The organism is Enterobacter cloacae complex sp. 2021EL-01169 (assembly GCF_020733125.1).
In the GTDB taxonomy this organism is placed as follows: Bacteria; Pseudomonadota; Gammaproteobacteria; order Enterobacterales; family Enterobacteriaceae; genus Enterobacter; species Enterobacter roggenkampii.
Genome location: NZ_JAJFTC010000029.1, coordinates 1 through 21,172, shown reverse-complemented (window position 1 = coordinate 21,172; position 21,172 = coordinate 1). Strand labels below are relative to the sequence as shown.

The 21,172-nt window shown below is 48.4% G+C and carries 24 protein-coding genes and 2 pseudogenes; 10 read left to right on the top strand and 16 right to left on the bottom strand.

The window, feature by feature from the left end; all coding sequences use genetic code 11:
- Positions 1–207 precede the first annotated feature (207 nt).
- Positions 208–1,611, top strand: coding sequence for an ISNCY family transposase (locus LLF79_RS26235; protein WP_000125668.1), 1,404 nt, complete (start codon positions 208–210; stop codon positions 1,609–1,611).
- A 32-nt stretch (positions 1,612–1,643) separates the two neighbouring features.
- Here the strand turns inward: LLF79_RS26235 and arsH are convergent, their stop codons facing one another.
- Positions 1,644–2,348: an arsenical resistance protein ArsH gene (gene arsH / locus LLF79_RS26230; RefSeq protein ID WP_000130816.1), complete on the bottom strand. Its 705-nt coding sequence runs from the start codon at positions 2,346–2,348 to the stop codon at positions 1,644–1,646.
- Positions 2,349–2,434: 86 nt separating this feature from the next.
- Between arsH and LLF79_RS26225 the strand changes: the two genes are divergently transcribed.
- From LLF79_RS26225 to arsC, 3 genes are read left to right on the top strand one after another with little or no spacing between them, the layout of a single operon-like run.
- Complete coding sequence (locus LLF79_RS26225) at positions 2,435–2,755, top strand: transcriptional regulator (protein ID WP_000941305.1); 321 nt, start codon at positions 2,435–2,437, stop codon at positions 2,753–2,755.
- Between the two features lie 45 nt (positions 2,756–2,800).
- On the top strand, positions 2,801–4,090 hold the full coding sequence (locus LLF79_RS26220; protein ID WP_000922628.1) for an arsenic transporter: 1,290 nt from the start codon (positions 2,801–2,803) through the stop codon (positions 4,088–4,090).
- A 12-nt stretch (positions 4,091–4,102) separates the two neighbouring features.
- Positions 4,103–4,528, top strand: a complete 426-nt coding sequence (gene arsC, locus LLF79_RS26215; protein WP_000065802.1) for a glutaredoxin-dependent arsenate reductase — start codon at positions 4,103–4,105, stop codon at positions 4,526–4,528.
- A 59-nt stretch (positions 4,529–4,587) separates the two neighbouring features.
- On the opposite strand, the gene LLF79_RS26210 is transcribed toward arsC, so the two are convergent.
- The 8 genes from LLF79_RS26210 to LLF79_RS26175 form a co-directional block, all read right to left on the bottom strand.
- The gene (locus tag LLF79_RS26210) at positions 4,588–5,415 is read right to left on the bottom strand and encodes a universal stress protein (protein WP_001066652.1); all 828 of its coding nucleotides are present in this window, start codon (positions 5,413–5,415) and stop codon (positions 4,588–4,590) included.
- A gap of 18 nt (positions 5,416–5,433) precedes the next feature.
- Positions 5,434–6,912 (bottom strand): SulP family inorganic anion transporter, encoded by a 1,479-nt coding sequence (locus LLF79_RS26205; RefSeq protein ID WP_000927306.1) that lies wholly within the window; start codon positions 6,910–6,912, stop codon positions 5,434–5,436.
- 491 nt (positions 6,913–7,403) lie between these two features.
- Positions 7,404–7,679 (bottom strand): hypothetical protein, encoded by a 276-nt coding sequence (locus tag LLF79_RS26200; RefSeq protein ID WP_000864986.1) that lies wholly within the window; start codon positions 7,677–7,679, stop codon positions 7,404–7,406.
- A 140-nt stretch (positions 7,680–7,819) separates the two neighbouring features.
- Positions 7,820–8,017, bottom strand: coding sequence for a hypothetical protein (locus LLF79_RS26195; RefSeq protein WP_001371914.1), 198 nt, complete (start codon positions 8,015–8,017; stop codon positions 7,820–7,822).
- A gap of 986 nt (positions 8,018–9,003) precedes the next feature.
- Entirely contained in the window at positions 9,004–9,261 is a 258-nt protein-coding gene (locus LLF79_RS26190; protein WP_000637193.1) for a hypothetical protein, read from the bottom strand.
- Positions 9,262–9,334: 73 nt separating this feature from the next.
- Positions 9,335–9,649 (bottom strand): hypothetical protein, encoded by a 315-nt coding sequence (locus LLF79_RS26185; RefSeq protein ID WP_001005009.1) that lies wholly within the window; start codon positions 9,647–9,649, stop codon positions 9,335–9,337.
- Positions 9,650–9,696: 47 nt separating this feature from the next.
- Positions 9,697–10,593, bottom strand: a complete 897-nt coding sequence (locus LLF79_RS26180) for a hypothetical protein (RefSeq protein WP_000975181.1) — start codon at positions 10,591–10,593, stop codon at positions 9,697–9,699.
- A gap of 2 nt (positions 10,594–10,595) precedes the next feature.
- Entirely contained in the window at positions 10,596–11,111 is a 516-nt protein-coding gene (locus LLF79_RS26175; protein ID WP_000464825.1) for a thermonuclease family protein, read from the bottom strand.
- Between the two features lie 214 nt (positions 11,112–11,325).
- On the opposite strand from LLF79_RS26175, the gene LLF79_RS26170 reads away from it, so the two are divergent.
- From LLF79_RS26170 to LLF79_RS26155, 4 genes are read left to right on the top strand one after another with little or no spacing between them, the layout of a single operon-like run.
- The gene (locus tag LLF79_RS26170; protein ID WP_000833380.1) at positions 11,326–12,753 is read left to right on the top strand and encodes a DNA cytosine methyltransferase; all 1,428 of its coding nucleotides are present in this window, start codon (positions 11,326–11,328) and stop codon (positions 12,751–12,753) included.
- A 60-nt stretch (positions 12,754–12,813) separates the two neighbouring features.
- Positions 12,814–12,981, top strand: a complete 168-nt coding sequence (locus LLF79_RS26165) for a hypothetical protein (RefSeq protein ID WP_000220758.1) — start codon at positions 12,814–12,816, stop codon at positions 12,979–12,981.
- Between the two features lie 22 nt (positions 12,982–13,003).
- Positions 13,004–14,323, top strand: a complete 1,320-nt coding sequence (locus LLF79_RS26160; RefSeq protein WP_000078513.1) for a DUF1173 family protein — start codon at positions 13,004–13,006, stop codon at positions 14,321–14,323.
- A gap of 12 nt (positions 14,324–14,335) precedes the next feature.
- Complete coding sequence (locus LLF79_RS26155; protein ID WP_000121164.1) at positions 14,336–14,539, top strand: hypothetical protein; 204 nt, start codon at positions 14,336–14,338, stop codon at positions 14,537–14,539.
- Positions 14,540–14,602: 63 nt separating this feature from the next.
- Here LLF79_RS26155 and LLF79_RS26150 read toward each other — a convergent pair whose 3' ends face one another.
- Together LLF79_RS26150 and LLF79_RS26145 are read right to left on the bottom strand one after the other, a co-directional pair.
- Positions 14,603–15,808 (bottom strand): hypothetical protein, encoded by a 1,206-nt coding sequence (locus tag LLF79_RS26150; RefSeq protein ID WP_001371952.1) that lies wholly within the window; start codon positions 15,806–15,808, stop codon positions 14,603–14,605.
- Positions 15,805–16,623: a DUF4942 domain-containing protein gene (locus LLF79_RS26145; RefSeq protein ID WP_000193207.1), complete on the bottom strand. Its 819-nt coding sequence runs from the start codon at positions 16,621–16,623 to the stop codon at positions 15,805–15,807. The genes LLF79_RS26150 and LLF79_RS26145 overlap by 4 nt, the downstream gene beginning before the upstream one ends.
- Before the next feature lie 204 nt (positions 16,624–16,827).
- On the opposite strand from LLF79_RS26145, the gene LLF79_RS26140 reads away from it, so the two are divergent.
- A complete protein-coding gene (locus tag LLF79_RS26140; protein ID WP_001572379.1) occupies positions 16,828–16,995 on the top strand; it encodes a hypothetical protein in 168 nt (55 codons plus the stop codon).
- A gap of 93 nt (positions 16,996–17,088) precedes the next feature.
- Here LLF79_RS26140 and rcnR read toward each other — a convergent pair whose 3' ends face one another.
- Entirely contained in the window at positions 17,089–17,361 is a 273-nt protein-coding gene (gene rcnR / locus LLF79_RS26135; RefSeq protein WP_000019951.1) for a Ni(II)/Co(II)-binding transcriptional repressor RcnR, read from the bottom strand.
- Between the two features lie 122 nt (positions 17,362–17,483).
- Between rcnR and LLF79_RS26130 the strand changes: the two genes are divergently transcribed.
- Complete coding sequence (locus LLF79_RS26130) at positions 17,484–18,599, top strand: nickel/cobalt efflux protein RcnA (protein ID WP_001572377.1); 1,116 nt, start codon at positions 17,484–17,486, stop codon at positions 18,597–18,599.
- A 257-nt stretch (positions 18,600–18,856) separates the two neighbouring features.
- On the opposite strand, the pseudogene LLF79_RS26125 reads toward LLF79_RS26130, so the two are convergent.
- The 4 genes and pseudogenes from LLF79_RS26125 to LLF79_RS26105 all read right to left on the bottom strand — a co-directional run.
- Positions 18,857–19,117, bottom strand: a pseudogene (locus LLF79_RS26125) (copper-binding protein); the annotation flags it as partial.
- Between the two features lie 53 nt (positions 19,118–19,170).
- Positions 19,171–19,935, bottom strand: a complete 765-nt coding sequence (locus tag LLF79_RS26120) for an IS6-like element IS6100 family transposase (protein ID WP_001389365.1) — start codon at positions 19,933–19,935, stop codon at positions 19,171–19,173.
- Positions 19,936–20,441: 506 nt separating this feature from the next.
- Positions 20,442–20,942: a GNAT family N-acetyltransferase gene (locus LLF79_RS26110; RefSeq protein WP_000376623.1), complete on the bottom strand. Its 501-nt coding sequence runs from the start codon at positions 20,940–20,942 to the stop codon at positions 20,442–20,444.
- Positions 20,943–21,069: 127 nt separating this feature from the next.
- Positions 21,070–21,172: pseudogene (locus tag LLF79_RS26105) on the bottom strand (sulfonamide-resistant dihydropteroate synthase Sul1); the annotation flags it as partial.

The window sequence follows — 21,172 nt, the reverse complement described above, 5'->3', positions numbered from 1 at the left end:
CTACGGGGGAGACTTACCCGAAATCTGATTTATTCAACAAAGCCAAGTCTATCAGTAAAGAGAATGAGAGATCAAAGTGGTCATTTTAATTGAGCTGGATAACGGACATTTCAATTGAGCCTTGACATAAGTTGTAGTAGCAAAGTTGTAATGTCCGATAATGGCTAAGTTAAGATGTCCGGCGTGTATAATCAAGTAAGGATTACCATGACGGCTCTCGCAGCGGAGTTTTTCACATTGGATGAAGTTAACCGACTCAAAATCATTCAGGATGTCATCGACCGGCGTCTGACAACACAAATGGCAGCTCAGCGGCTTGGTATCTCCGACCGTCAGTGCCGTCGTCTGCTTGCGCGTTATCGTGAAGATGGTCCGATTGGCATGACCAGCCGCCGTCGTGGTAAATCCAGTAACAACCAGTTGCCTCAGGGACTGGCCGCATACGCGCTGAACATTATTCGCGAACGCTATAACGATTTCGGTCCGACGCTGGCCTGTGAAAAACTGTCTGAGGTGCACGGTGTTCATCTTTCCAAAGAAACCGTCCGTAAGCTGATGACTCAGGCCAGTCTGTGGGTCCCACGTAAGCAACGTGCGCCAAAAATTCAGCAACCTCGTTACCGCCGTGCCTGTGCCGGTGAACTCATACAAATCGACGGCTGCGACCACCACTGGTTTGAAAATCGGGGACCTAAGTGTACGGCACTGGTTTACGTTGATGACGCAACCAGTCGTTTAATGCAGCTTCTTTTCGTGAAATCTGAGTCTACTTTCACCTATTTTGAAGCGACCCGGGGCTATATTGAAAAACATGGCAAACCGCTTGCGCTGTACAGCGACAAAGCCAGCGTATTCAGGATCAACAATAAAAATGCAACCGGCGGCGACGGCGATACCCAGTTTGGCCGTGCGATGCATGAACTGAACATTCAGACCATTTGTGCAGAAACCAGTGCTGCCAAAGGCCGCGTTGAACGGGCGCACCTGACGCTTCAGGACCGACTGGTCAAGGAGCTCAGGCTCCAGGGCATCAGTTCCATGGAAGCTGCGAACGCATTTGCCGAAGAGTTCATGAACGATTACAACCGTCGTTTCGCAAAAGCGCCTCGCCAGGCGTTTGATGTTCATCGGGAACTGGATGTCGATGACGATCTTGATATGGTATTTAACTGGCGTGAAGCTCGTAAAGTGTCGAAATCACTCACAGTGCAATACGACAAAGTCCTTTATCTGATTGAAGACAGCGAATTCAGTCGTCGGGCGATTGGTAAATACATCGATGTCTGGCATTACCCGGATGGACATAAAGAGCTCCGGCTTAATGGCGTATCACTTCCCTACTCCACCTATGACAAGCTTTCTGAAATCGATCAGGGGGCCATTGTGGATAACAAACGTCTGGGGCGGGCCCTGGAAATGGCGCAGCTGGTCCAGGCCGAGCGGGATAATAACCGGTCGCAATCCGTACCATCCGGAGACGGCCCTTCTCGCAGGCGTAAAGCTCCCACGACGAAGAAATCCCAGCGTTCCCTGGATCAGGACGATATGTTCAATGCCCTGGTGAAACTTCAGTCACGCTCTGAAGAGATATTTGGGAAGAAACCGATTTAAAGCCCGGTAATCCATCCGGGCATGCCTGGCTGTCAGATTTTGGCCTGATTGACCCGTGCCGCGAGCTCCTGATGACTCTCTTTCCTTTCGCTGTAGCGGTCGGACAGGTAGGCTGTGTGCCCTTTCAGGAGTAACGTCATTTTGAACAACTCTTCGGTAACGTCGACAATCCTGTCATACCAGGGTGAGGGTTTCATGCGCCCTTCATCATCAAATTCCTGCCATGCCTTTGGCACTGACGACTGATTGGGGATGGTGAACATCCGCATCCAGCGGCCAAGTATCCGCATCTGATTGACCGTGTTAAACGACTGTGAACCACCACAAACCTGCATGACGGCCAGCGTTTTACCCTGGGAAGGACGAACAGCACCTTCACTCAGGGGTATCCAGTCAATCTGGGCCTTCATCACCGAGCTCATGGCGCCATGTCTTTCCGGAGAACTCCAGACCATTCCGTCACACCACCTGACCAGCTCGCGGAGTTCAAGCACTTTGGGGTGACTTTCGGGCGCATCATCGGGTAACGGCAGACCGGATGGGTTAAATATTTTCACCTCAGCCCCCATCTTTGCCAGCAACCGCCCGGCCTCTTCCGCTGCAAAACGACTGTAGGACCGCTCTCGTACTGAACCGTACAGGATGAGAATTCGCGGCATGGTTTCGTTGTTGCCCGTAAGTTTGCTGGCAAGCGCATCATCAAAATAAGCCGGTTCGATTGCTGGTAAGTCGGTCATAAAAAATCTCCATTTCATAAGCTATGCTTTAAAAGTTATCACATATGAAATACCATATGTATTGTTATTTTTTTACGAGGTTAAGCATGCTACAGCCTGTTCAGCTTTTTAAACTGCTCGCCGACGAGACCCGTTCAACTATCGTGATGCTTCTCAGGGAGTCCGGTGAAATGTGCGTCTGTGACATCTGTGCGGCAACCGCAGAGTCTCAGCCAAAAATTTCTCGCCATATGGCCCTTTTACGTGAAGCCGAGCTGGTCATCGACCGTCGCGAAGGAAAATGGGTGCATTACCGACTGTCGCCACACATGCCAGCATGGGCTGCGGGTATTATTGATACAGCCTGGAACTGTGAACGAGAAAACATACGCAACAAGCTCAGTAGCGTGGCATCTGTCTCCTGCTGATGGCGATATATATATCCGAATAAACAAATGTGAATGGAGTTTCTGATGTTACTGGCTGGTGCTATCTTTTTATTCACGCTCGTCCTGGTTATCTGGCAACCCAGAGGGCTGGGGATTGGCTGGAGTGCCTCACTGGGCGCAATTCTGGCATTGCTGACTGGCGTCGTTCATCTGGGGGATATTCCGGTGGTCTGGCAGATAGTGTGGAATGCGACCGCCACCTTTATCGCCGTGATCATCATCAGTCTTCTGCTCGACGAATCCGGCTTCTTTGAATGGGCCGCGCTGCACGTTGCCCGTTGGGGGAATGGCCGGGGGCGGCTGCTCTTCACCTGGATCGTCCTGCTTGGTGCGATGGTTGCGGCACTGTTTGCCAACGACGGTGCGGCACTGATCCTGACACCTATCGTTATCGCGATGCTGCTGGCGCTGGGATTCAGCCGGGGAGCAACCTTAGCGTTTATCATGGCCGCAGGGTTTATCGCTGACACGGCAAGCCTGCCACTGATTGTCTCAAACCTGGTGAATATCGTCTCGGCGGATTTCTTTAAGCTTGGTTTCTCAGAATATGCCGCCGTGATGGTCCCGGTTAACCTGGCCGCGATTGCGGCTACGCTGGTGATGCTGCATCTGTTTTTCCGTAAGGACATTCCCGCCGTTTACGACGTTTCTCTGTTGAAAGAACCGAAAGACGCTATACGTGATGTGAATACCTTTAAAACCGGCTGGCTGGTTCTGGTGTTGCTTCTGGTGGGATTCTTCGGACTGGAGCCGCTGGGCGTACCGGTCAGTTTGGTCGCAGCCGCTGGTGCATTGCTTCTGTTTGCTGTTGCGAAAAAAGGGCATGCCATTAACACCGGTAAGGTGCTGCGTGGTGCGCCCTGGCAAATCGTTATCTTCTCGCTGGGGATGTACCTGGTGGTCTACGGCTTACGAAATGCCGGTCTGACCCACTATCTCTCTTCCTTGCTGAATCAGCTGGCAGAGCAGGGATTGTGGGCGGCAACGCTGGGTACGGGCTTCCTGACGGCCTTCCTGTCATCAGTGATGAACAATATGCCGACCGTGCTGGTCGGGGCGCTGTCGATTGATGGCAGCACAGCGACCGGTGTTATCAAAGAAGCGATGATTTACGCCAACGTCATCGGCAGCGACCTGGGGCCAAAAATTACCCCTATCGGCAGTCTGGCAACGTTACTGTGGCTGCACGTTCTGTCGCAGAAAAATATCAAAATTACCTGGGGATATTACTTCCGGGTGGGCATTGTCATGACAATCCCCGTGCTGTTTGTCACGCTTGCAGCACTGGCGCTTCGTCTGTCTTTCACTTTGTAATGAGATACTGATATGAGCAACATTACCATTTATCACAACCCGGCCTGCGGCACGTCACGCAATACCCTTGAAATGATCCGCAACAGCGGTACAGAGCCGACCGTTATTCATTATCTTGAAACCCCACCATCACGAGCTGAGCTGGTAAAACTCATTGCGGATATGGGGATCACGGTACGAGCGCTGCTGCGTAAGAATGTCGAACCTTTTGAAGCGTTAGGGCTGGCGGAAGACCGCTTTACTGACGAGCAGTTAATCGATTTTATGTTGCAGCACCCTGTTCTGATCAATCGCCCTATCGTGGTAACGCCGCTGGGTACCCGGCTATGCCGCCCTTCTGAAGTCGTGCTGGATATTCTTCCCGATGCGCAGAAAAGCGCGTTCACGAAAGAGGACGGTGAGAAGGTAGTTGATGAAAAAGGTAACCGGCTGAACTAAACGTGTTCTTGTGACGAAGGGCGAGAGAACTCGCCCTTTTTTATTTAAGATAATCAGTGCTAACGGAGGATAAGAAGCGGTTGTTGCGTCTTTTGCAGCATTTCGGAGGTATGACTACCGATAAAGAACTGCCGCAACCTGGAATGACCGTAGGCCCCCATCACTATCAGATCGACAGCATTTTCCTCGGCGTAACGAATAAGCGCGTCCCCGACTGATTGCCCGGTAAGATGTGTTGTGCTGTTTTCTATATCCGCGTCACGTAAAATTTGCTGTGCGGTCAGCAGCTCTTCCTTCTTACCGTTTACCATGACAAGGTGGCACTCCAGCCCCCTGAGTAAGGGACTCATCGTCAGACGTTCCAGGTTACTCCTGCTTTCTTCACTGCCATCATAAGCCAGCATGACTCTGGAAGGCACTGAGTAGTTCTCCGGAACAACCAGTAGGGGTTTCTTTTGCAGACGAATAACGCTTTCCAGATGAGAGCCTACCGGATGCTGGCTACCCCGACGCCCCAGCACCATGAGACGAAGGTCGCTCAGCTCTGCCAGAACTTCATCCGGTGTACCGTGTTTTTGCATCAAAAGCACATCCGGGCTTCCCTGTTTTTGAAGCAGTTCAGCACAACTTTCCAGTATTGCTTTCCCCTGGGCCATCAGCAGGCGATTACGTTGCCCTTCAATTTCTACCAGCTCATCGGTCAGCAATTGCTGACTGTCTATGCCGAGAGTGCCGGTCAGGTCTGACACTACCGGGGTGCTGTCTTTTTCGATAACGTGCAACAGTGCTAGCTGTGATTGCAAAGTGCGGGCTGCCCACGCCGCATATTCACACACTGACCGCGTTGAAAGTGAACCGTCCACACAGGCTGTAACAGTATTATTCATAGTTTTCCCTCCAGTCTGTTAATGACCGCCCATCAGTTTTTCGACTTCTTCAGGTTTATCGTGAACACCAAACCGGTCAACGATGGTGCGGGTGGCTTCATTCATCCCACGTATTTCAACCCCGGCGCCCTCTCTACGGAACTTAATGACCACCTTATCCAGGGCGCTGACGGACGTGATGTCCCAGAAATGGGCATGTGAAACGTCTATCACCACATTCTCAATCGCTTCACGGAAATCAAAGTGGCTCGTAAAGCGGTCTGCTGATGCAAAGAATACCTGGCCGGTGACGGTATACGTCCGGCTCGTCCCCTCCAGAACTGAGGTTACACGCATGAACCGGGATACTTTAGTGGCAAAATTGAGCGAAGCAATCAGTACACCGGTCAGCACACCGAAGGCCAGATTATGTGTTGCCACCACAACCGCGACGGTGGCAAGCATGACCACGCTGGTTGAAAGGGGGTGTGTCCGCAGGTTGGCAATGGAGCGCCAGGAGAATGTCCCGATGGAAACCATAATCATCACCGCGACCAGCGCTGCCATCGGAATTTGGGAGACCCAGTTGCGCAGGAACACAATCAGGCAAAGCAGCACCACGCCCGCCGTGAGGGTTGAAAGTCGTCCGCGTCCACCGGATTTTACGTTGATAACAGATTGCCCAATCATCGCGCAGCCTGCCATTCCTCCGATAAAGGATGTGCAGATGTTCGCGATGCCCTGAGCTTTGCACTCCCTGTTTTTGTCGCTTGGCGTGTCGGTCATGTCATCCACGATAGTGGCGGTCATCATCGACTCAAGCAGGCCAACCACCGCAAGCCCCGCAGAATATGGCAGGATGATGAGCAGCGTCTGAAGATTTAAAGGCACGTCCGGGAGCAGGAAGACCGGCAGACTGTCGGGAAGTTTCCCCATATCCCCGACGGTTCGCACATCCAGATGCAGCCACATGGCAATCCCAGTCAGCACCACGATGCACACAAGCGGTGAAGGAATGGTTTTGTTGATATAAGGGAAGAGATAGATGATCCCCAGCCCTGCCGCAGTCATGGCATAAACATGCCATGTCACATTGGTCAGCTCAGGCAACTGGGCCATAAAAATCAGTATTGCCAGTGCATTAACAAACCCCGTGACCACTGAGCGTGAAACAAAACGCATCAGCCCGCCAAGCTTCAGATATCCGGCTATCAGCTGGAATACCCCGGTCAGTATGGAGGCAGCCAGTAAATACTGTAAGCCATGATCTTTCACCAGCGTCACCATCAGGAGAGCCATTGCACCGGTGGAGGACGAAATCATCGCCGGACGTCCGCCAAAGAAGGCCATAACGAGAGGAATACAGAACGCCGAGTAGAGGCCCACCTGGGGATCAACACCGGCGATAATGGAAAAGGCGATCGCTTCTGGAATGAGTGCGAGCGCGACAACAATACCGGCCAGAACGTCACCACGGACGTTACCCAGCCAGTCCTTACGCGTCGAGGACAGCAACATAGTAATTTCTCAGTTTTTAGATACAGTCAGCCCTGGAGGGCTACATTTTTACGTACGGTAAAGCACATCCGCAGACGGGATGTTATTGAGTGCGTGCTGAGGCTTGCTCAGTACGACAGAGGAAGGAAAAACTCAGGGTGGCGTAATACGCATAGCGGTTGTCAGATTCTCCATAGCGGATGTGTATATATTGTCGGCTCTGTTGTCAGGAAGAACTTACAGAACACGTCGCGTTTGAACATGAAACACTTCAAAGCAGCCCAATACTACAAATAAAGCGAATACGGGGTCAACCCAACAAGGTACTCAAACGAAGAGGTTAAGATGCGATTTTTATCCAGGAATTCAATATTATCAAAGGACATTTGAACTTTGCCCCACCCCGGACATCTCTACTTAGCTTTGACATAAGTTATTGATTAATATGTGGTTATTTTTTAACATTTACGTTTCACGTACTGATAGATTGCCTTTGAAGCCAACGCTGACCGTCATTCATCTTGATCAGGAATTTGGGCATCTTCTAAAAACACCTTTGTACGGTAATCATCTTTCCAGCCTAACCAAACTGAATCTTCACCACCGGAAGAAACAACTTTACGGTTTCCTGTGAGATTATCAGCCTGTTCTAAGCATATTGACTGCATATCAATGAGCAAATCAGCTTCTGCGACTTCCGTGCCGCCGATCGTTTCATAGCCGGAAATCAGAACAATTGCCTCAGGGTCTCTTTCGTTCAGCATGGCGATCAACTCTTTCACTTTCATTTTAAGATACCAGTAGTTTATTTGTGTGCATTGCTGATGGATTTTATAGTGCTGCCGACCTTTTTCAAGGTGCTTCCGTTGCTTCCAACGATCATGCTAACGACCTTGTTGTCTGACCTGGTATTGCCGTGGTCATCCTTTTAGAGAAATGCTCCAAAGATCAACATGGCGGCATAGGTTTTCCAGCTTGACCAATCAATCGTGGAACCAAGCAACAGATAGAATGCCAGGGCTACCAGCCCCAGCTTTACTACTAGCGCGATTATTATGGTGAAGATAGACTCATCGCGTTCGCCTTTAAGTATTTTATACCGCGTAATTAAACTGTCGTTTTTCATGTAGCATCCGTTATAGTTATTAAAGTCCTGCATTAGAAGTTGTTATTTGCCGAAGTTACCTTGTATGAGTTAACTGTGGATCCAAAAATACAAAATATAAGCTGTGCCAATTGAAAGGATTAGAAAAGCACAGTTACTAATAAAATCTACTAATGCTTGTAGCTTCTTTATTCTCACAATTGCTGGACCGTGTTCAGTAGAGGTACTACTCAGCCCTTTTGTTCTGGCACTCTCTGCTTTTCTGAAAAAATTGTAATGCAATCCTGACCGCAAGCAAAACCATGCCAAACCAGTCGTTATTACGATATTTATGTAGAAAGCATATTGAATCATTTGTTCAGTTTCGAAGCTTTCCATTGAAAACCCTTTGTTGAAATGTTGAATAAAATTATTTTTAGTAAATGTAAGCAATAAATAGAACGAATATTAATAGTGAAAGATGCAATGCCAACATCTGCTTATGATGCCTTATGAGGATTTCTTCCTTCGCATTCATTAAATCGTACATCTCATCAATATTTTTATTGCTGGTATATTCGAGACGTTCATCACGAAGTAATTTGAACTTTACCAATACGACAAGTGATTTAATAATAAAGCTCGTAAGCATAACAGTTATAGACAAAAATAAAAAATAGGCCAAATTCATATATCACTCCATGGAGATTAATAGAAAAATTTATAATAAGTAATCTCATAGAGCATTACTTGAATCTTCTTCCCATACTAAGGACTCACCGAGAAACTTAGTTAAAGATGATTTGGCATACTGTGGTTCGGAAAAAAAACGTGGGAACCAGCCGTCAAAGCTTTGGGTACCATTGTGACGATTTTCAGGCGAGACTGATAAGCGGTACCCGTCTTCGTAAGGTGAAATGCTAAATGTGTATCCATCATCTGTCTTTGAGATCAGCGTTTTGCATGTCATATGACTGTTTGCTCACAAAGTTACTTTTCTAAGATATCGAAAAGTGTGGATTAGATCATCATTCAGATAGTCTTTTCATCACAAACTTTCCTGCCCACATTATCACAATTATAAAGGTAATAAAACCGATCTGCTCCCAACGTAAATTGGTTTGCTGTTCGGAATCATCCAAATGAATTGCATAAATGTAACATCCGAAGGTAAGCGTGAGTGGAACAACAAGCATCCCTACCTTTTTAGTAATATTTCCAATAAACCACCAATAAAGAACCCAGGAAATAATAGAAGAATAAAAAATTGCTTCTGAAACTATCATATGTAACCTCTTGAATTAGTCGATGCTGTGGGTAAATAAACCCGGACCGTCAAATGATGCAATTGCAAAATATTTAGTAACCATGAATCCTTCGGTTATCTATTTCAGCCATGTATGCAGTAGGCTTTTTTAAGAGATAGATTGGTGAAACGACATTCGTTTTGACTTTATAAGCCAGAATGAAAACACCTGCGGAGCTTGCCATAAGTACCGCAAGAAGAATAGATACCGTTAACTCCTTTGGTGTTTGTATCACCGAAAGAAGAAACAATGCGCTTATGGCTGCAAAAATCCAGCAATATAATGATGCATCCATAAAACCAGCTACAACACTCGATCCAAAAAAAAACCAAAATAAACTTATTAAGATTACTGAGTTTTCATTCATGTCTGTTCCTTGTTATTACTAATTATATTATGCTTTATAGTTGACCGTCAGACTACCCACGGGTTTTGACGAACAAAGTCACGCACTCCATTTATACATGCTTTTGAGATGACTTCAAAATAAGGATGGTTTGATGGAATCATATTCCCGGTATTATCAAGAAGCATAATAGTCCCTAAAGACCGAACCAGTTGATATTCATTGAGCTTACGCTTTAGCAAAGTTTGCAATCTATAAATTGTCTCACCGGAACTGTTACCTTCGATACCTACAACAGAGACCGTACAGTTCACTTCCTGATTATCAGATTGATAATCGAACCAGTAATTTTCGTTGCAATTTCCTTTTTGCGCATGCTCAATTTTGCCAGGCCATTTTACCCATAAAGAAGAGTTGTTTTTAGATCGTAAGATCTGCTTCAGCGTTTCCAATGGATTTTTTTCATCAACCTCAGACCAGGCCGAAATAAATTCTTTCTGCATTGCCTTAGGGTCTATAACGGCAATGAAATCAAATTCCTCTTTATTGATAGAGTTGGCTCGATCTTTGAGATAAAACAGACCGAGTTTATATCCCTTTTCACTTTTCCAGTTTGCTCCCACAGGCTGATAGTCTGTATTTATAAACGGTTTGAAAGTGTGAGTGTCGGGAGAAAAAATTACTGAGGGTGCCAGCACCCGGCCTCGGTATCGTATTGGATTTACAAATATTTTTTCCCCGTCACATAACATTTCAATAATTGCTTTTGTCACAACTACTGAAATAGAAGGTCTACATGTATTTTGATTTATTTCCCCGAGGTGCGCCAAACTTCCATCCTCACTCTTCAACACCTTTGTAAGGCAAGTCGGGCAATACTGTTGATCTCTATAATAAACAGGCATGGTTAGACGACCGGAATCGTTTAGTACCAACTGAAGTAACGGATGAGGCTCTTTCATCATGGTTATTTCTTCCCTTTCACCTTTCTGGGCTTTTCGTTTGCCTGTCTCCACTGCCATGGTGGGACAGGGTTGGTGTCTGCCCATAACCCTTTTGCCTCCTTTTGTGCTGCGGATTCATATTTGATATAGCCAGGGACAATGGCGTTATCTTCGAACCGATAAACCCACGCATATCCACTGTCCACCATAGAGGCATTGATATCATATCCATCTAACCAGATGGTACCTAACATACGGCCATAGATATCCGTACCATGGTCTATCACGGTAACGATTTTAGTTGCTATAGCTGTGGTTAAGGCCTGTTTTGCTTTTTGGCCAAAAGCCTGTTTAGATTCAGGAGCGTCTATACCATACATCCGTATTTTGATGGTTGTGTTTTGAGCATCCAACGCAGTTATGGTGTCACCGTCAACAATCTTAACCACCTTTGCCTCAAAAGTTGTTGAGTTCCCCCAGGACGCCACTGGGAATACAACAATCATGATGGGCAAAAGTAACTTTGTAAAAAAAAACATCATTTCACCTGAATTTGTTGAGTACAGACATGTATCCACAAGCCTATTTACAGGCAGTATTTTAACAAGTCATTATTTCATGGGCGGGCTTAAAACCAATCTTTTTGCAACTTAAAGGCAGAATAATCACAATAAATTTAGAACCTGAACCAAAAAATAATCCAAATTAAGCGTGTTAATCTATCTCAAAGATATTATTCCTGAGAGAGTTTGGATGAAACGTTACACTCATGATCTTGAGACAGACCTGAATGATGTGGATAAAACACCATCTCTGATCCACAAAACTTTGTTAACAGCTTCGACTATTTATGACCTGAAATATCTGGCTCAGGTATTAAATGATGAAAATGGCAGTAATTGGTCCCGTGCATCCCTTAAACGTCAGGTTACATGCATACCTGAGCATTGTGATCTGAGTATCGCAGATGGACGCTATCTACAGACTTTAATACCTTCACGACCTGCTGATTATGAGGACAGGCACTTTAGCTTTATCGATCTGTTTGCAGGGATAGGTGGACTGCGAAGCGGATTTGATGCCATCGGTGGTAAATGTCTTTTCACGAGCGAATGGAATACTTATTCCAGCCGTACTTACCGGGCGAACTGGTATTGCGATGAGAACGAGCACCGCTTCAATTCAGACATCCGTGACATCACTCTTAGCAACCGGCCCGAGGTTACTGATGACGAGGCATACAAATTTATCGATGCCTCTATCCCGGATCATGATGTTCTTCTTGCGGGATTTCCATGCCAGCCATTCAGCATCGCCGGTGTCAGTAAAAAGAACTCTATGGGTCGCAAACACGGTTTCGAGTGCGACACTCAGGGTACGCTCTTCTTTGATGTGGCCAGGATCATCCGGGCAAAACAACCTGCAATTTTTGTTCTGGAAAACGTAAAAAATCTGAAGAGTCACGATAAGGGTAATACCTTTAACATCATCATGAAAACGCTCGATGAGCTTGGCTACGACGTCGCAAACAGCGAAAGCACGGGCGCGGATGATCCTAAAGTCATCGATGGCCGTCATTTCCGACCCCAGCACCGTGAACGTATCGTCCTTATTGGTTTTCGCCGCGACCTACGTCTGAAAGACGGTTTTACTCTGAGAGATATTAAAGACTTTTATCCGGACAAGCGCCCTTCTCTCTCAGATTTACTGGATCCGAGCGTAGATAGTAAATACATCCTCTCCCCTAAACTCTGGGAGTACTTATACAACTATGCAAAGAAACATGCGGCAAAAGGCAATGGTTTTGGTTTTGGACTAGTAGATCCTTCCAATGTTAATAGTGTCACCAGAACCCTCTCAAGCCGCTATATGAAAGACGGATCTGAAATTCTTATTGATCGGGGCTGGTCTCATGAGCTGGGAGAAACTGATTTCCATAACACATACAACATGGACCGTCGGCCACGCATGCTAACGCCACGTGAATGCAGCAGGCTAATGGGCTTCGATAAACCCGGGGAAAGTGTTTTCCGTATCCCTGTGTCCAATACACAGGCTTACAGACAGTTTGGGAACTCCGTGGTCGTTGATGTCTTTGCGGCCGTCGCCAAACTGCTGAAGTCTCGAATTGAATTTGCAGCCTCCCAGCGCTTGCGGCAGTTTTACGACGAAGTCAGCTGACCTGAGCTCCTTCATCAATTTAAATGCTTAAGATTGTTGTAATAATGTCAGAGGTCAACCATGACGTATTTCGAATCAGCTGAAGGTGAGACGGTATCTAAAGAACGAGCATTACAAGAACTGTCCAGGCATTGCGTTCCCGAAACAGATTTCGAAGAATTCTTTAGCGACATGGGCGTAAAGGAACAGTATGACGCTCAGGAAGTGTTGCTTTGGTTGGGATATTAAACTTCCTGTTTAGGAGACTACTATGAGCCAAAAATTCGCAGTGATGATTGCTTACGACGACGATCCAAACGTCAAAAGGTACTCACCTGACTTTCAAACGCAGGATGAGTTTGCTAAAGGGTGGCAGTCGGCTCTTAAAAAGGCACACCACACCTCAGGTCAAAAATCAGTCATCACCTGCGGATGTCGTGGAAAAGGAGAAAAGCGACTTTATGTTCGTGCTTTACCGAACGGTGATGCCTTTATTCTCGTCAAAGCCGCTAACACGGGCATTGAGCATGATCCTTCCTGTGTATTCTTCTCCCTTGATGCCCGGCATACCGGCCTGAAAGGATATGCGAGTGGTGTGGTCCGGATTACAACCGAAGGTGATATGGCTGTAAGGCTCGGTATCGGTATGACAGAGAAAGATCCTCCTGAAAAATCAGAAGTGCCTCCCCTGCCCCATGTTCAGCGACCAGAAGGAGGTCAGGCCTCAATGACCCTCCTGGGCTTGCTTAGTCTTTTGTGGACAGAGTCTGGTCTGAATGTCTGGTACCCGAAAATGGCAGGGAAACGTAACGATTCACTGGTACGGTATCGTCTGCTTGAAACCGCTAAACAAATTCGTACCGGCAGAGCCTGCATAGGTGACCATTTATTCATTGGTGTACCTGACCCGAAACAACCTGTCGCTCAGTCGCAAATTCAGCGTCTTTCATCACAGGCGATGAGTGATAAACGTCTCATGCTCCTGTCAGTTTTACCTCGCTACGATGCTGAAAAGCATGAGAAGCCACTTAAATTTTTACCCCTGCGGAATTTTGGGGGGCTACCGCTGATTTTTTTCAATTCAGAAGGCCATTGGGATAGCGTAAAGAAACGATTTTCATCGGAGTACGCAGCATGGAAATCCGGGGCGAAAATAGTTGTCTTTGCGTTGACGTCACCAGCTGCGGTAACCGGCAGAGGCCCTTCTGTAAGAGCTCATCAAATTGTGCTGATGCACGTTAGCGAGAACTGGATACCTCTGGACTCCTCCTATGAGGCGGTTGTTGCAGAAAAGCTGGATGCAGAGCACCGGCAGTACGTTAAGCCCATGCGTTATGATGCGAGTATTAGTGAGGTGTTCCCTGACTTCTACCTGCTCGACACAAAAAGCGATAAGCCGTTCCCGATGGAAGTATTTGGTATGGCCACTCCTGCTTATCTGGCCCGAAAGCAACTCAAAAAAGATTATTACAACCGTGAATATGGGCCTTATGGATGGTGGCACTGGGATGCGACCACAGCATCTGAAACTATGGTGCTGCCTCATTTTCCAGAATCACGTAAACCTCTTTCAACTGGCACACCTGCTTAAAATGGAGAAAAAATGTCATACATGCTTTCACTAAGCGAACAGACAAAACTGAACGCTTTCCTGTCAGGGATCCTTGATGATTACAAGACTGGGGTTATCACTCAGATACAAGCTGTTGGTAAAATCGGTAACGTGTTTTCTGCACTGGAAAGTGGAGACTCAAAAAAGGTAGTGCATTTGTTGACTGAAGGACGAAAACTCCTGCGGACGGGCTGAATGTCCGCAGAAGGTCTACTGTGCCAGGGGATGCAGAGAAGTCTATCAACCTGGCTTCATTTATCATGATGTTTTTCTACTACGCGGCTGTTTTGACTTTCCAGTACCTCCCCCTGCCATTGCACCAGTCAATGTATCAATGGTGCCTTTCAGGGATTCTGAGATTGTTTTCTCTGCCTCCAGGGTAGCTTCCAGCTTCATTACTTTGGACTGGAGCGTTTTTAATTCACTGCTTTGTTCAGCCACTTCCGCTTCATAGCCCTGGCTGACCAAAGTTACTTTTTTCAGGTCGGCGCTCAGCGACTCGTTTAGTTTATGGAGTTCAGTAAGCTCGGCATTCACCGCCACCAGGTCACCCTCCTTCCCGGACAGTGCACTTTTCAGCTCAGCACAGAGGTTCTGTGCAGCAATCAATTCCTGTTCAAACCTGTCCCTCTCTGCCTTTGTATCTGACACAGTCTGACTTAACTGGTCGCATTGTCTGGAAAGACCGGCATTATCAGAACGCTGAGTGTTGATCTCTTCGTTCAGCTTTTTTTGATATTCAAGGTGACCAGCGATCTCTGTTTTACGTTCAGCCAGTTGCTGGGAGAGTGAGTCATTTGACTGCTGTGCGAGGCTTAATTCATGCCGTGTGCTATCTAACTGGTGATGGCAGGTTTCGAGTTCTGCTTCGGCAACATTCAGCCTTGTTTCTAACTCCTTGACGGTACTGTCCCGGATCTCTAATCGACCCTGTAGCGCCTGATTCTCAAGTTTCAGCTCATCCATATCGGTAGCGCTTTGCTCAAGCCGCTGTAAAAGCTGCGTTACCTCCTCCTCCAGCTGCATGCTACGTGCTTCAGCTTTTTTAACACTATCACTCTGTATTGCGGTATAGCTTCTACGGTAGTGCCAGGTGATGTACGAGATAATATCGCCGAGTGCAACCTTCACCTCATCGGGTATATCCAGGTAACGGGCCTCTTCAGGAACCTCTTTAACATACTTCTGGTACTCAGCGAACATCTCCTGTGACCTTGCAAACGAGCCGCCAACAGCGTTTCTGAGCCAGTGAACTTTGAAGCTCAGATCGATATTTTCCGGGTTAATTTTTTTCTCTTCGCACAGACGTTCGATTGCATTGAAGTAATCGATCATCGCAATAGATGAGTACCTTGAACGACCCATTTCCTTTGATTTTTCTGTGGATTCGCTGCGGATGTCATTCTGCACCTCTGGCGAGGTAGCATCGTTCAGGCTTTTTTCTTTATCGTTTTCGATCATCATTTTTTTCCTGCGGCCGGAAGCTGGTTTGCAAAATATATGCTGATAAGATCGTTCAGAGCATTCAGAAGCGAGATACTGTCGATACAAATATGAACGTTTCCATTCTCAAACAGGCGACACCGCCAGCCATTCTCATCGCAGACCTCGCCTGTGAAATCTGTATTTCTCATGGCCGTCAGCCTGTCGACCATACTCAGCCCACCGCCGGTTGCAGGTGTTGGAGTATCAGAACAGATGCATACAATATTCTCAAAGTCGCGTAAACAAAAGTGATTGTCCTGCGAGAAACCGTTGTACCTCAGTACGTTCACACCAGGAAAAATCCCCCGAAGAACAAGCTTTTTCGGCATTGTATATTGCCGTGCATTGCTTTTAAAACTTCGGTCAAGCTTGTTGAGAACATCAACGAAACCTTCTGCAAGCGTGTCTCGTCTGTTAGCCAGTGCATGCTGTAATGTTCCCTTAACAATCTCCAGGGAAGCGACGGGCGGATCCGTACGTAGGGATTCGTTAAAGGCTTCTTTTTGCTTATGGTTCCAGTACCGGTCCATACCTATTTCTTCAAAGAGCCTTTTCCACGTTTTACGGTCAATTTCCTTACGCCCCTCCTCGATGGTGCGATCCAGTGACGACGGAAGACCAAATGCGTTGGGCTGCATAATTCTGCTGGTGAAGAGAGAGAGACCGCACAGTTCCGACGCTTCCGAGATTAACCGCATCCCTTCTTCGAATTTCTGCATGGCCATATCCCGGGCGCTGATGAGCTGCCCTGTCCGGCTCGCCGGTACTGGCTCAGAACCCTGGTTTTGAGTCATTTTACACTCCATTTTGGTATGTCAGAACATTTTGATTTGAGCAAAGGTAGGTGTACACAGACATTAAAGTTGTCTCCTTTAACATGAAAAAGACTTTAAAGTTGTCTACTTCTTCAGATAGACCTACTTAACAGGATACTAAGTAGGTCATCTCCTTTCTCGCGTAGCATCTCTCGACGTTCACAGCAGAGGACACGTTTCAAAATGTCATCCAAAATTTTTTTCCATTATCTGACGTTGGGTGATTTTGATGGTCAGCGAGTAGAGGCTTTAACAATGTGGGTTGCCCTGAGCAAAGTAAGGGAAGTAGATGTACCAGAAATGTACGCGTTGCCTTGCATGAAGGGGGGCATCTTAAAGCTCATTGATTAAACAAACTCACTATGCCGCTACAAACAGCCCAAAACCGTCACTTGATAACGTGTTATTTAGATAAATTAATGCTCAGGGCTTTTAGCCAAACTGTCACTTGATGTAAGAATCCAGAACCTTCAGCACAACGTCCAGGTCTTCTTCTCGTTTCTGTTCTTCACTTTCATGAACAATATGTTCAGTCAAATGTCCTTTAATCACTTCACGCAATAAACCATTCACGGCACCACGTATGGCGGCTATTTGTTGCAGTACAGCGGCACATTCGTGAGGTTCATCAAGCATTTTTTTCAGCGCAGCAACCTGCCCCTGGATCTTGCTTGTACGTGCTTTCAGTTTTTGTTTATCGCGGATGGTATGTGACATGTGGGCTCTCACTCTCCTGGATATTTTATGTAACTATACCAGCGTTATTCTACTGGGGGGTAGTATATTTTACTGGGGGGGAGTAGAATCCGGCCTACACTTAATAACCAAGAATGATTCTCATGAACGAATTTACGACACTTCTTCAGCAAGGCAACGCATGGTTTTTCATCCCCAGCGCCATTCTGCTTGGCGCGCTTCATGGACTGGAGCCCGGGCACTCCAAAACAATGATGGCAGCATTCATCATTGCTATAAAAGGCACCGTACGTCAGGCCGTGATGCTGGGTGTCGCGGCAACATTGTCGCACACTGCAGTCGTATGGCTGATTGCTTTTGGAGGGATGTATATCAGTAATAAATTTACCGCAGAATCAGCCGAACCCTGGCTACAGATGGTCTCTTCAGTGATCATCCTTGGTACGGCTTTTTGGATGTTCTGGCGAACCTGGAGCGGTGAGAAAAACTGGCTGGAGGGAATGCAGGAGAATGAACATCATCACCATGACGAAACAAGGTTGATCGATACTGGCCATGGAAAAGTTGAACTGTCCATTTTTGAAGAAGGACAACTTCCCCACTGGCGGCTACGCACTCTTAGTGGCCAAAGATGGGCTTCTGAAGATATCTCATTAACCACACTTCGGGAAAACAGTACGATCTCTCAGACTTTTGAATTTGTTGATCATGGTGATTATCTGGAGTCAACATCTCCCATCCCTGAGCCTCACAGTTTCAACGTACGTCTGTCTCTGGGACATCGTGGTCATGTCCATGACTATGATGTGGCGTTCGCTGAACACGACCATGACCATGACCACTCTGAGCTTGATGGGCTGGATGTGAATTCGAAAGAGTATCAGGACGCTCACGAACTGGCTCATGCCAATGACATAAAACGCCGCTTCGACGGGAAAGAAGTAACCAACGGGCAAATCCTGATATTTGGACTGACAGGAGGGCTTATCCCTTGCCCGGCAGCTATAACTGTATTGTTGATCTGCCTTCAGCTTAAAGCGCTTACGCTGGGTGCCACACTGGTTGTTTGTTTCAGTATCGGCCTGGCATTGACCCTCGTAACGGTTGGAGTGGGTGCGGCGATCAGCGTTCGTCAGGTCGCCAAACGCTGGAGTGGCTTCAATACCATCGCCAGAAGAGCCCCCTATATTTCAAGCGCCCTGATTGCTGCTGTTGGGATTTACATGGGTATACATGGCTGGAATGGGCTGGTGCATTAACACCGGTACTGATGACACACACTCTGGGTACTTACAAAGTACATCCTAAGCGCCACCGTTGAGGTTATGAGCAGAAAAACCCGGAATATAAAGCTGCTCTTTCCGGGACTTGTTGCTGAGGCAGGGATTAAGTAACTGATTAAATCCATTCCCATAAGACTCAATGATAAATGAAAGAATAAAAAAAACGCTCCCGGACGGGAGCGTAAGCCAGTGACTTCGGCGTCAAATGAGGGTCTAACAAGTGGAGCTGCGGGTTAATTCTGGGTGATCTGGCTGCGATGCTTTTCAGCCTGCTGCTGATGAATAACGGAAGACTGACCATTATTCGCCTTCTCGTGCACAACAGCGGCTTTTTCATGCTCGTTCATTTCTGAAAATGACGTTGCTGATTCGTTGGTGGCCCCTGGTTTGCCTTTCATCATTTTTTTATGCATCTCCGCCATGTCCTGGTGGGCAGAAGCGTTGCCGTTTTGCATCATTTCATGGGACATTGCAGCCTGATCGTGTCCGCTCAGGCTCTGTTGCAAAGATTGGCGGCAGTCAGAGGTAGGCTGTCGCTCTGCGCCGATCAGGCGGCTGCTGCGAAATGGTGGTTGAGCATGCCCATGGCCTCCGTCAGCGCCGAGGGCCCAATGCCAAAAGCTCTCTCCACAAGGCGCACCTCGCCCCTGATGCCGGGCTGCAGGCACCAGGGGCGAGCCTGTCCTTTGCGCAGGGCTCGCATGACTTCGAATCCCTTGATCGTGGCATAGGCCGTGGGGATCGATTTGAAACCGCGCACCGGCTTGATCAGTATCTTGAGCTTTCCGTGATCGGCCTCGATCACGTTATTGAGATACTTCACCTGCCGGTGGGCCGTCTCCCGGTCCAGCTTTCCTTCGCGCTTCAATTCGGTGATCGCTGCACCATAGCTCGGCGCTTTGTCGGTATTGAGCGTGGCAGGCTTTTCCCAGTGCTTCAGGCCTCGCAGGGCCTTGCCCAGGAACCGCTTCGCTGCCTTGGCGCTGCGGGTCGGCGACAGGTAGAAATCGATCGTGTCGCCCCGCTTGTCGACTGCCCGGTACAGGTAGGTCCACTTGCCCCGCACCTTGACGTAGGTTTCATCCAGGCGCCAGCTCGGATCAAAGCCACGCCGCCAGAACCAGCGCAGCCGCTTCTCCATCTCCGGGGCGTAGCACTGGACCCAGCGATAGATCGTCGTATGGTCGACCGAAATGCCGCGTTCCGCCAGCATTTCCTCAAGGTCGCGATAGCTGATCGGATAGCGACAATACCAGCGCACCGCCCACAGGATCACATCACCCTGGAAATGGCGCCACTTGAAATCCGTCATCGTTCCGTCCGTCCAATCTCCGCCAAGCATGCTCAAGCTTCACGATTTTTGCAACAGAGCCCACACGAGTATTGAGCATAGTCGAGATTGGTGCAGATCACTTCTGATATTGAACTGTCAGGAGCTGGCTGCACAACAGCCATTACGCCCAATCAACTGGTGCAGTCGTCTTCTGAAAATGACATTTGGTATCTCTCATAAACGGATGTTTTTGAGAGAACTATCTTCGGCCTTCACACGCACGAAAGGCGGCGAAGCTCCGCCGTTAATCCGTCCGCCGGAGATCTCGCCCAGGCAGGCTGAAGGCCGAGCAAGCCTGACAGGCCCGAAAAGCCCGGCACGGGCGTCGGCGGCGATGACGGCGGCGGCATTATCCAGGGTTGATGATGGAAGTGGAGGATATCGACAACCTCTCGCGCAACCAAGACATCGCGGTCGGACTGCAAGTGATCTTGAAGCCACGGGCCCGTCCCACCCCGACATGGACCTCGATGCCCGAACGGACGTTAGATTTCGAGTTCTAGGCGTTCTGCGATGAAGGTTGGATCCCAGCCGGGATTGAAAGTGTCGACGTGGGTGAATCCGAGCCGCTCGTATAGGCCACGCAGGTTCGGGTGGCAGTCGAGCCGCAGCTTGGCGCACCCCTGCGTTCGCGCGGCATGGCGGCAAGCCTCGATCAGCGCGGAGCTGACACCCCGGCCCGCATGTGTCCGTCGCACCGCGAGCTTGTGCAGATATGCGGCCTCCCCCTTGAGGGCGTCGGGCCAGAACTCGGGATCCTCGGCCGACAAGGTGCAACAGCCGACGATGCCGTCGCTGCAACTCGCGACTAGGAGCTCGGATCTCAGGACGAAGGTCTCCGCGAATGTCCGGTCGATCCGCGCGACGTCCCAGGCGGGCGTTCCCTTGGCGGACATCCACGCCGCAGCGTCGTGCATCAGCCGCACAACCTCGTCGATATCACCCGAGCAGGCGACCCGAACGTTCGGAGGCTCCTCGCTGTCCATTCGCTCCCCTGGCGCGGTATGAACCGCCGCCTCATAGTGCAGTTTGATCCTGACGAGCCCAGCATGTCTGCGCCCACCTTCGCGGAACCTGACCAGGGTCCGCTAGCGGGCGGCCGGAAGGTGAATGCTAGGCATGATCTAACCCTCGGTCTCTGGCGTCGCGACTGCGAAATTTCGCGAGGGTTTCCGAGAAGGTGATTGCGCTTCGCAGATCTCCAGGCGCGTGGGTG

Bases quoted from the DNA above. Each gene is read 5' to 3' on its own strand.
- LLF79_RS26235 (WP_000125668.1), top strand. From the start codon at position 208: ATGACGGCTCTCGCAGCGGAGTTTTTCACATTGGATGAAGTTAACCGA.
- arsH (WP_000130816.1), bottom strand. From the start codon at position 2,348: ATGACCGACTTACCAGCAATCGAACCGGCTTATTTTGATGATGCGCTT.
- LLF79_RS26225 (WP_000941305.1), top strand. From the start codon at position 2,435: ATGCTACAGCCTGTTCAGCTTTTTAAACTGCTCGCCGACGAGACCCGT.
- LLF79_RS26220 (WP_000922628.1), top strand. From the start codon at position 2,801: ATGTTACTGGCTGGTGCTATCTTTTTATTCACGCTCGTCCTGGTTATC.
- arsC (WP_000065802.1), top strand. From the start codon at position 4,103: ATGAGCAACATTACCATTTATCACAACCCGGCCTGCGGCACGTCACGC.
- LLF79_RS26210 (WP_001066652.1), bottom strand. From the start codon at position 5,415: ATGAATAATACTGTTACAGCCTGTGTGGACGGTTCACTTTCAACGCGG.
- LLF79_RS26205 (WP_000927306.1), bottom strand. From the start codon at position 6,912: ATGTTGCTGTCCTCGACGCGTAAGGACTGGCTGGGTAACGTCCGTGGT.
- LLF79_RS26200 (WP_000864986.1), bottom strand. From the start codon at position 7,679: ATGAAAGTGAAAGAGTTGATCGCCATGCTGAACGAAAGAGACCCTGAG.
- LLF79_RS26195 (WP_001371914.1), bottom strand. From the start codon at position 8,017: ATGAAAAACGACAGTTTAATTACGCGGTATAAAATACTTAAAGGCGAA.
- LLF79_RS26190 (WP_000637193.1), bottom strand. From the start codon at position 9,261: ATGATAGTTTCAGAAGCAATTTTTTATTCTTCTATTATTTCCTGGGTT.
- LLF79_RS26185 (WP_001005009.1), bottom strand. From the start codon at position 9,649: ATGAATGAAAACTCAGTAATCTTAATAAGTTTATTTTGGTTTTTTTTT.
- LLF79_RS26180 (WP_000975181.1), bottom strand. From the start codon at position 10,593: ATGATGAAAGAGCCTCATCCGTTACTTCAGTTGGTACTAAACGATTCC.
- LLF79_RS26175 (WP_000464825.1), bottom strand. From the start codon at position 11,111: ATGTTTTTTTTTACAAAGTTACTTTTGCCCATCATGATTGTTGTATTC.
- LLF79_RS26170 (WP_000833380.1), top strand. From the start codon at position 11,326: ATGAAACGTTACACTCATGATCTTGAGACAGACCTGAATGATGTGGAT.
- LLF79_RS26165 (WP_000220758.1), top strand. From the start codon at position 12,814: ATGACGTATTTCGAATCAGCTGAAGGTGAGACGGTATCTAAAGAACGA.
- LLF79_RS26160 (WP_000078513.1), top strand. From the start codon at position 13,004: ATGAGCCAAAAATTCGCAGTGATGATTGCTTACGACGACGATCCAAAC.
- LLF79_RS26155 (WP_000121164.1), top strand. From the start codon at position 14,336: ATGTCATACATGCTTTCACTAAGCGAACAGACAAAACTGAACGCTTTC.
- LLF79_RS26150 (WP_001371952.1), bottom strand. From the start codon at position 15,808: ATGATGATCGAAAACGATAAAGAAAAAAGCCTGAACGATGCTACCTCG.
- LLF79_RS26145 (WP_000193207.1), bottom strand. From the start codon at position 16,623: ATGACTCAAAACCAGGGTTCTGAGCCAGTACCGGCGAGCCGGACAGGG.
- LLF79_RS26140 (WP_001572379.1), top strand. From the start codon at position 16,828: ATGTCATCCAAAATTTTTTTCCATTATCTGACGTTGGGTGATTTTGAT.
- rcnR (WP_000019951.1), bottom strand. From the start codon at position 17,361: ATGTCACATACCATCCGCGATAAACAAAAACTGAAAGCACGTACAAGC.
- LLF79_RS26130 (WP_001572377.1), top strand. From the start codon at position 17,484: ATGAACGAATTTACGACACTTCTTCAGCAAGGCAACGCATGGTTTTTC.
- LLF79_RS26120 (WP_001389365.1), bottom strand. From the start codon at position 19,935: ATGACGGATTTCAAGTGGCGCCATTTCCAGGGTGATGTGATCCTGTGG.
- LLF79_RS26110 (WP_000376623.1), bottom strand. From the start codon at position 20,942: ATGGACAGCGAGGAGCCTCCGAACGTTCGGGTCGCCTGCTCGGGTGAT.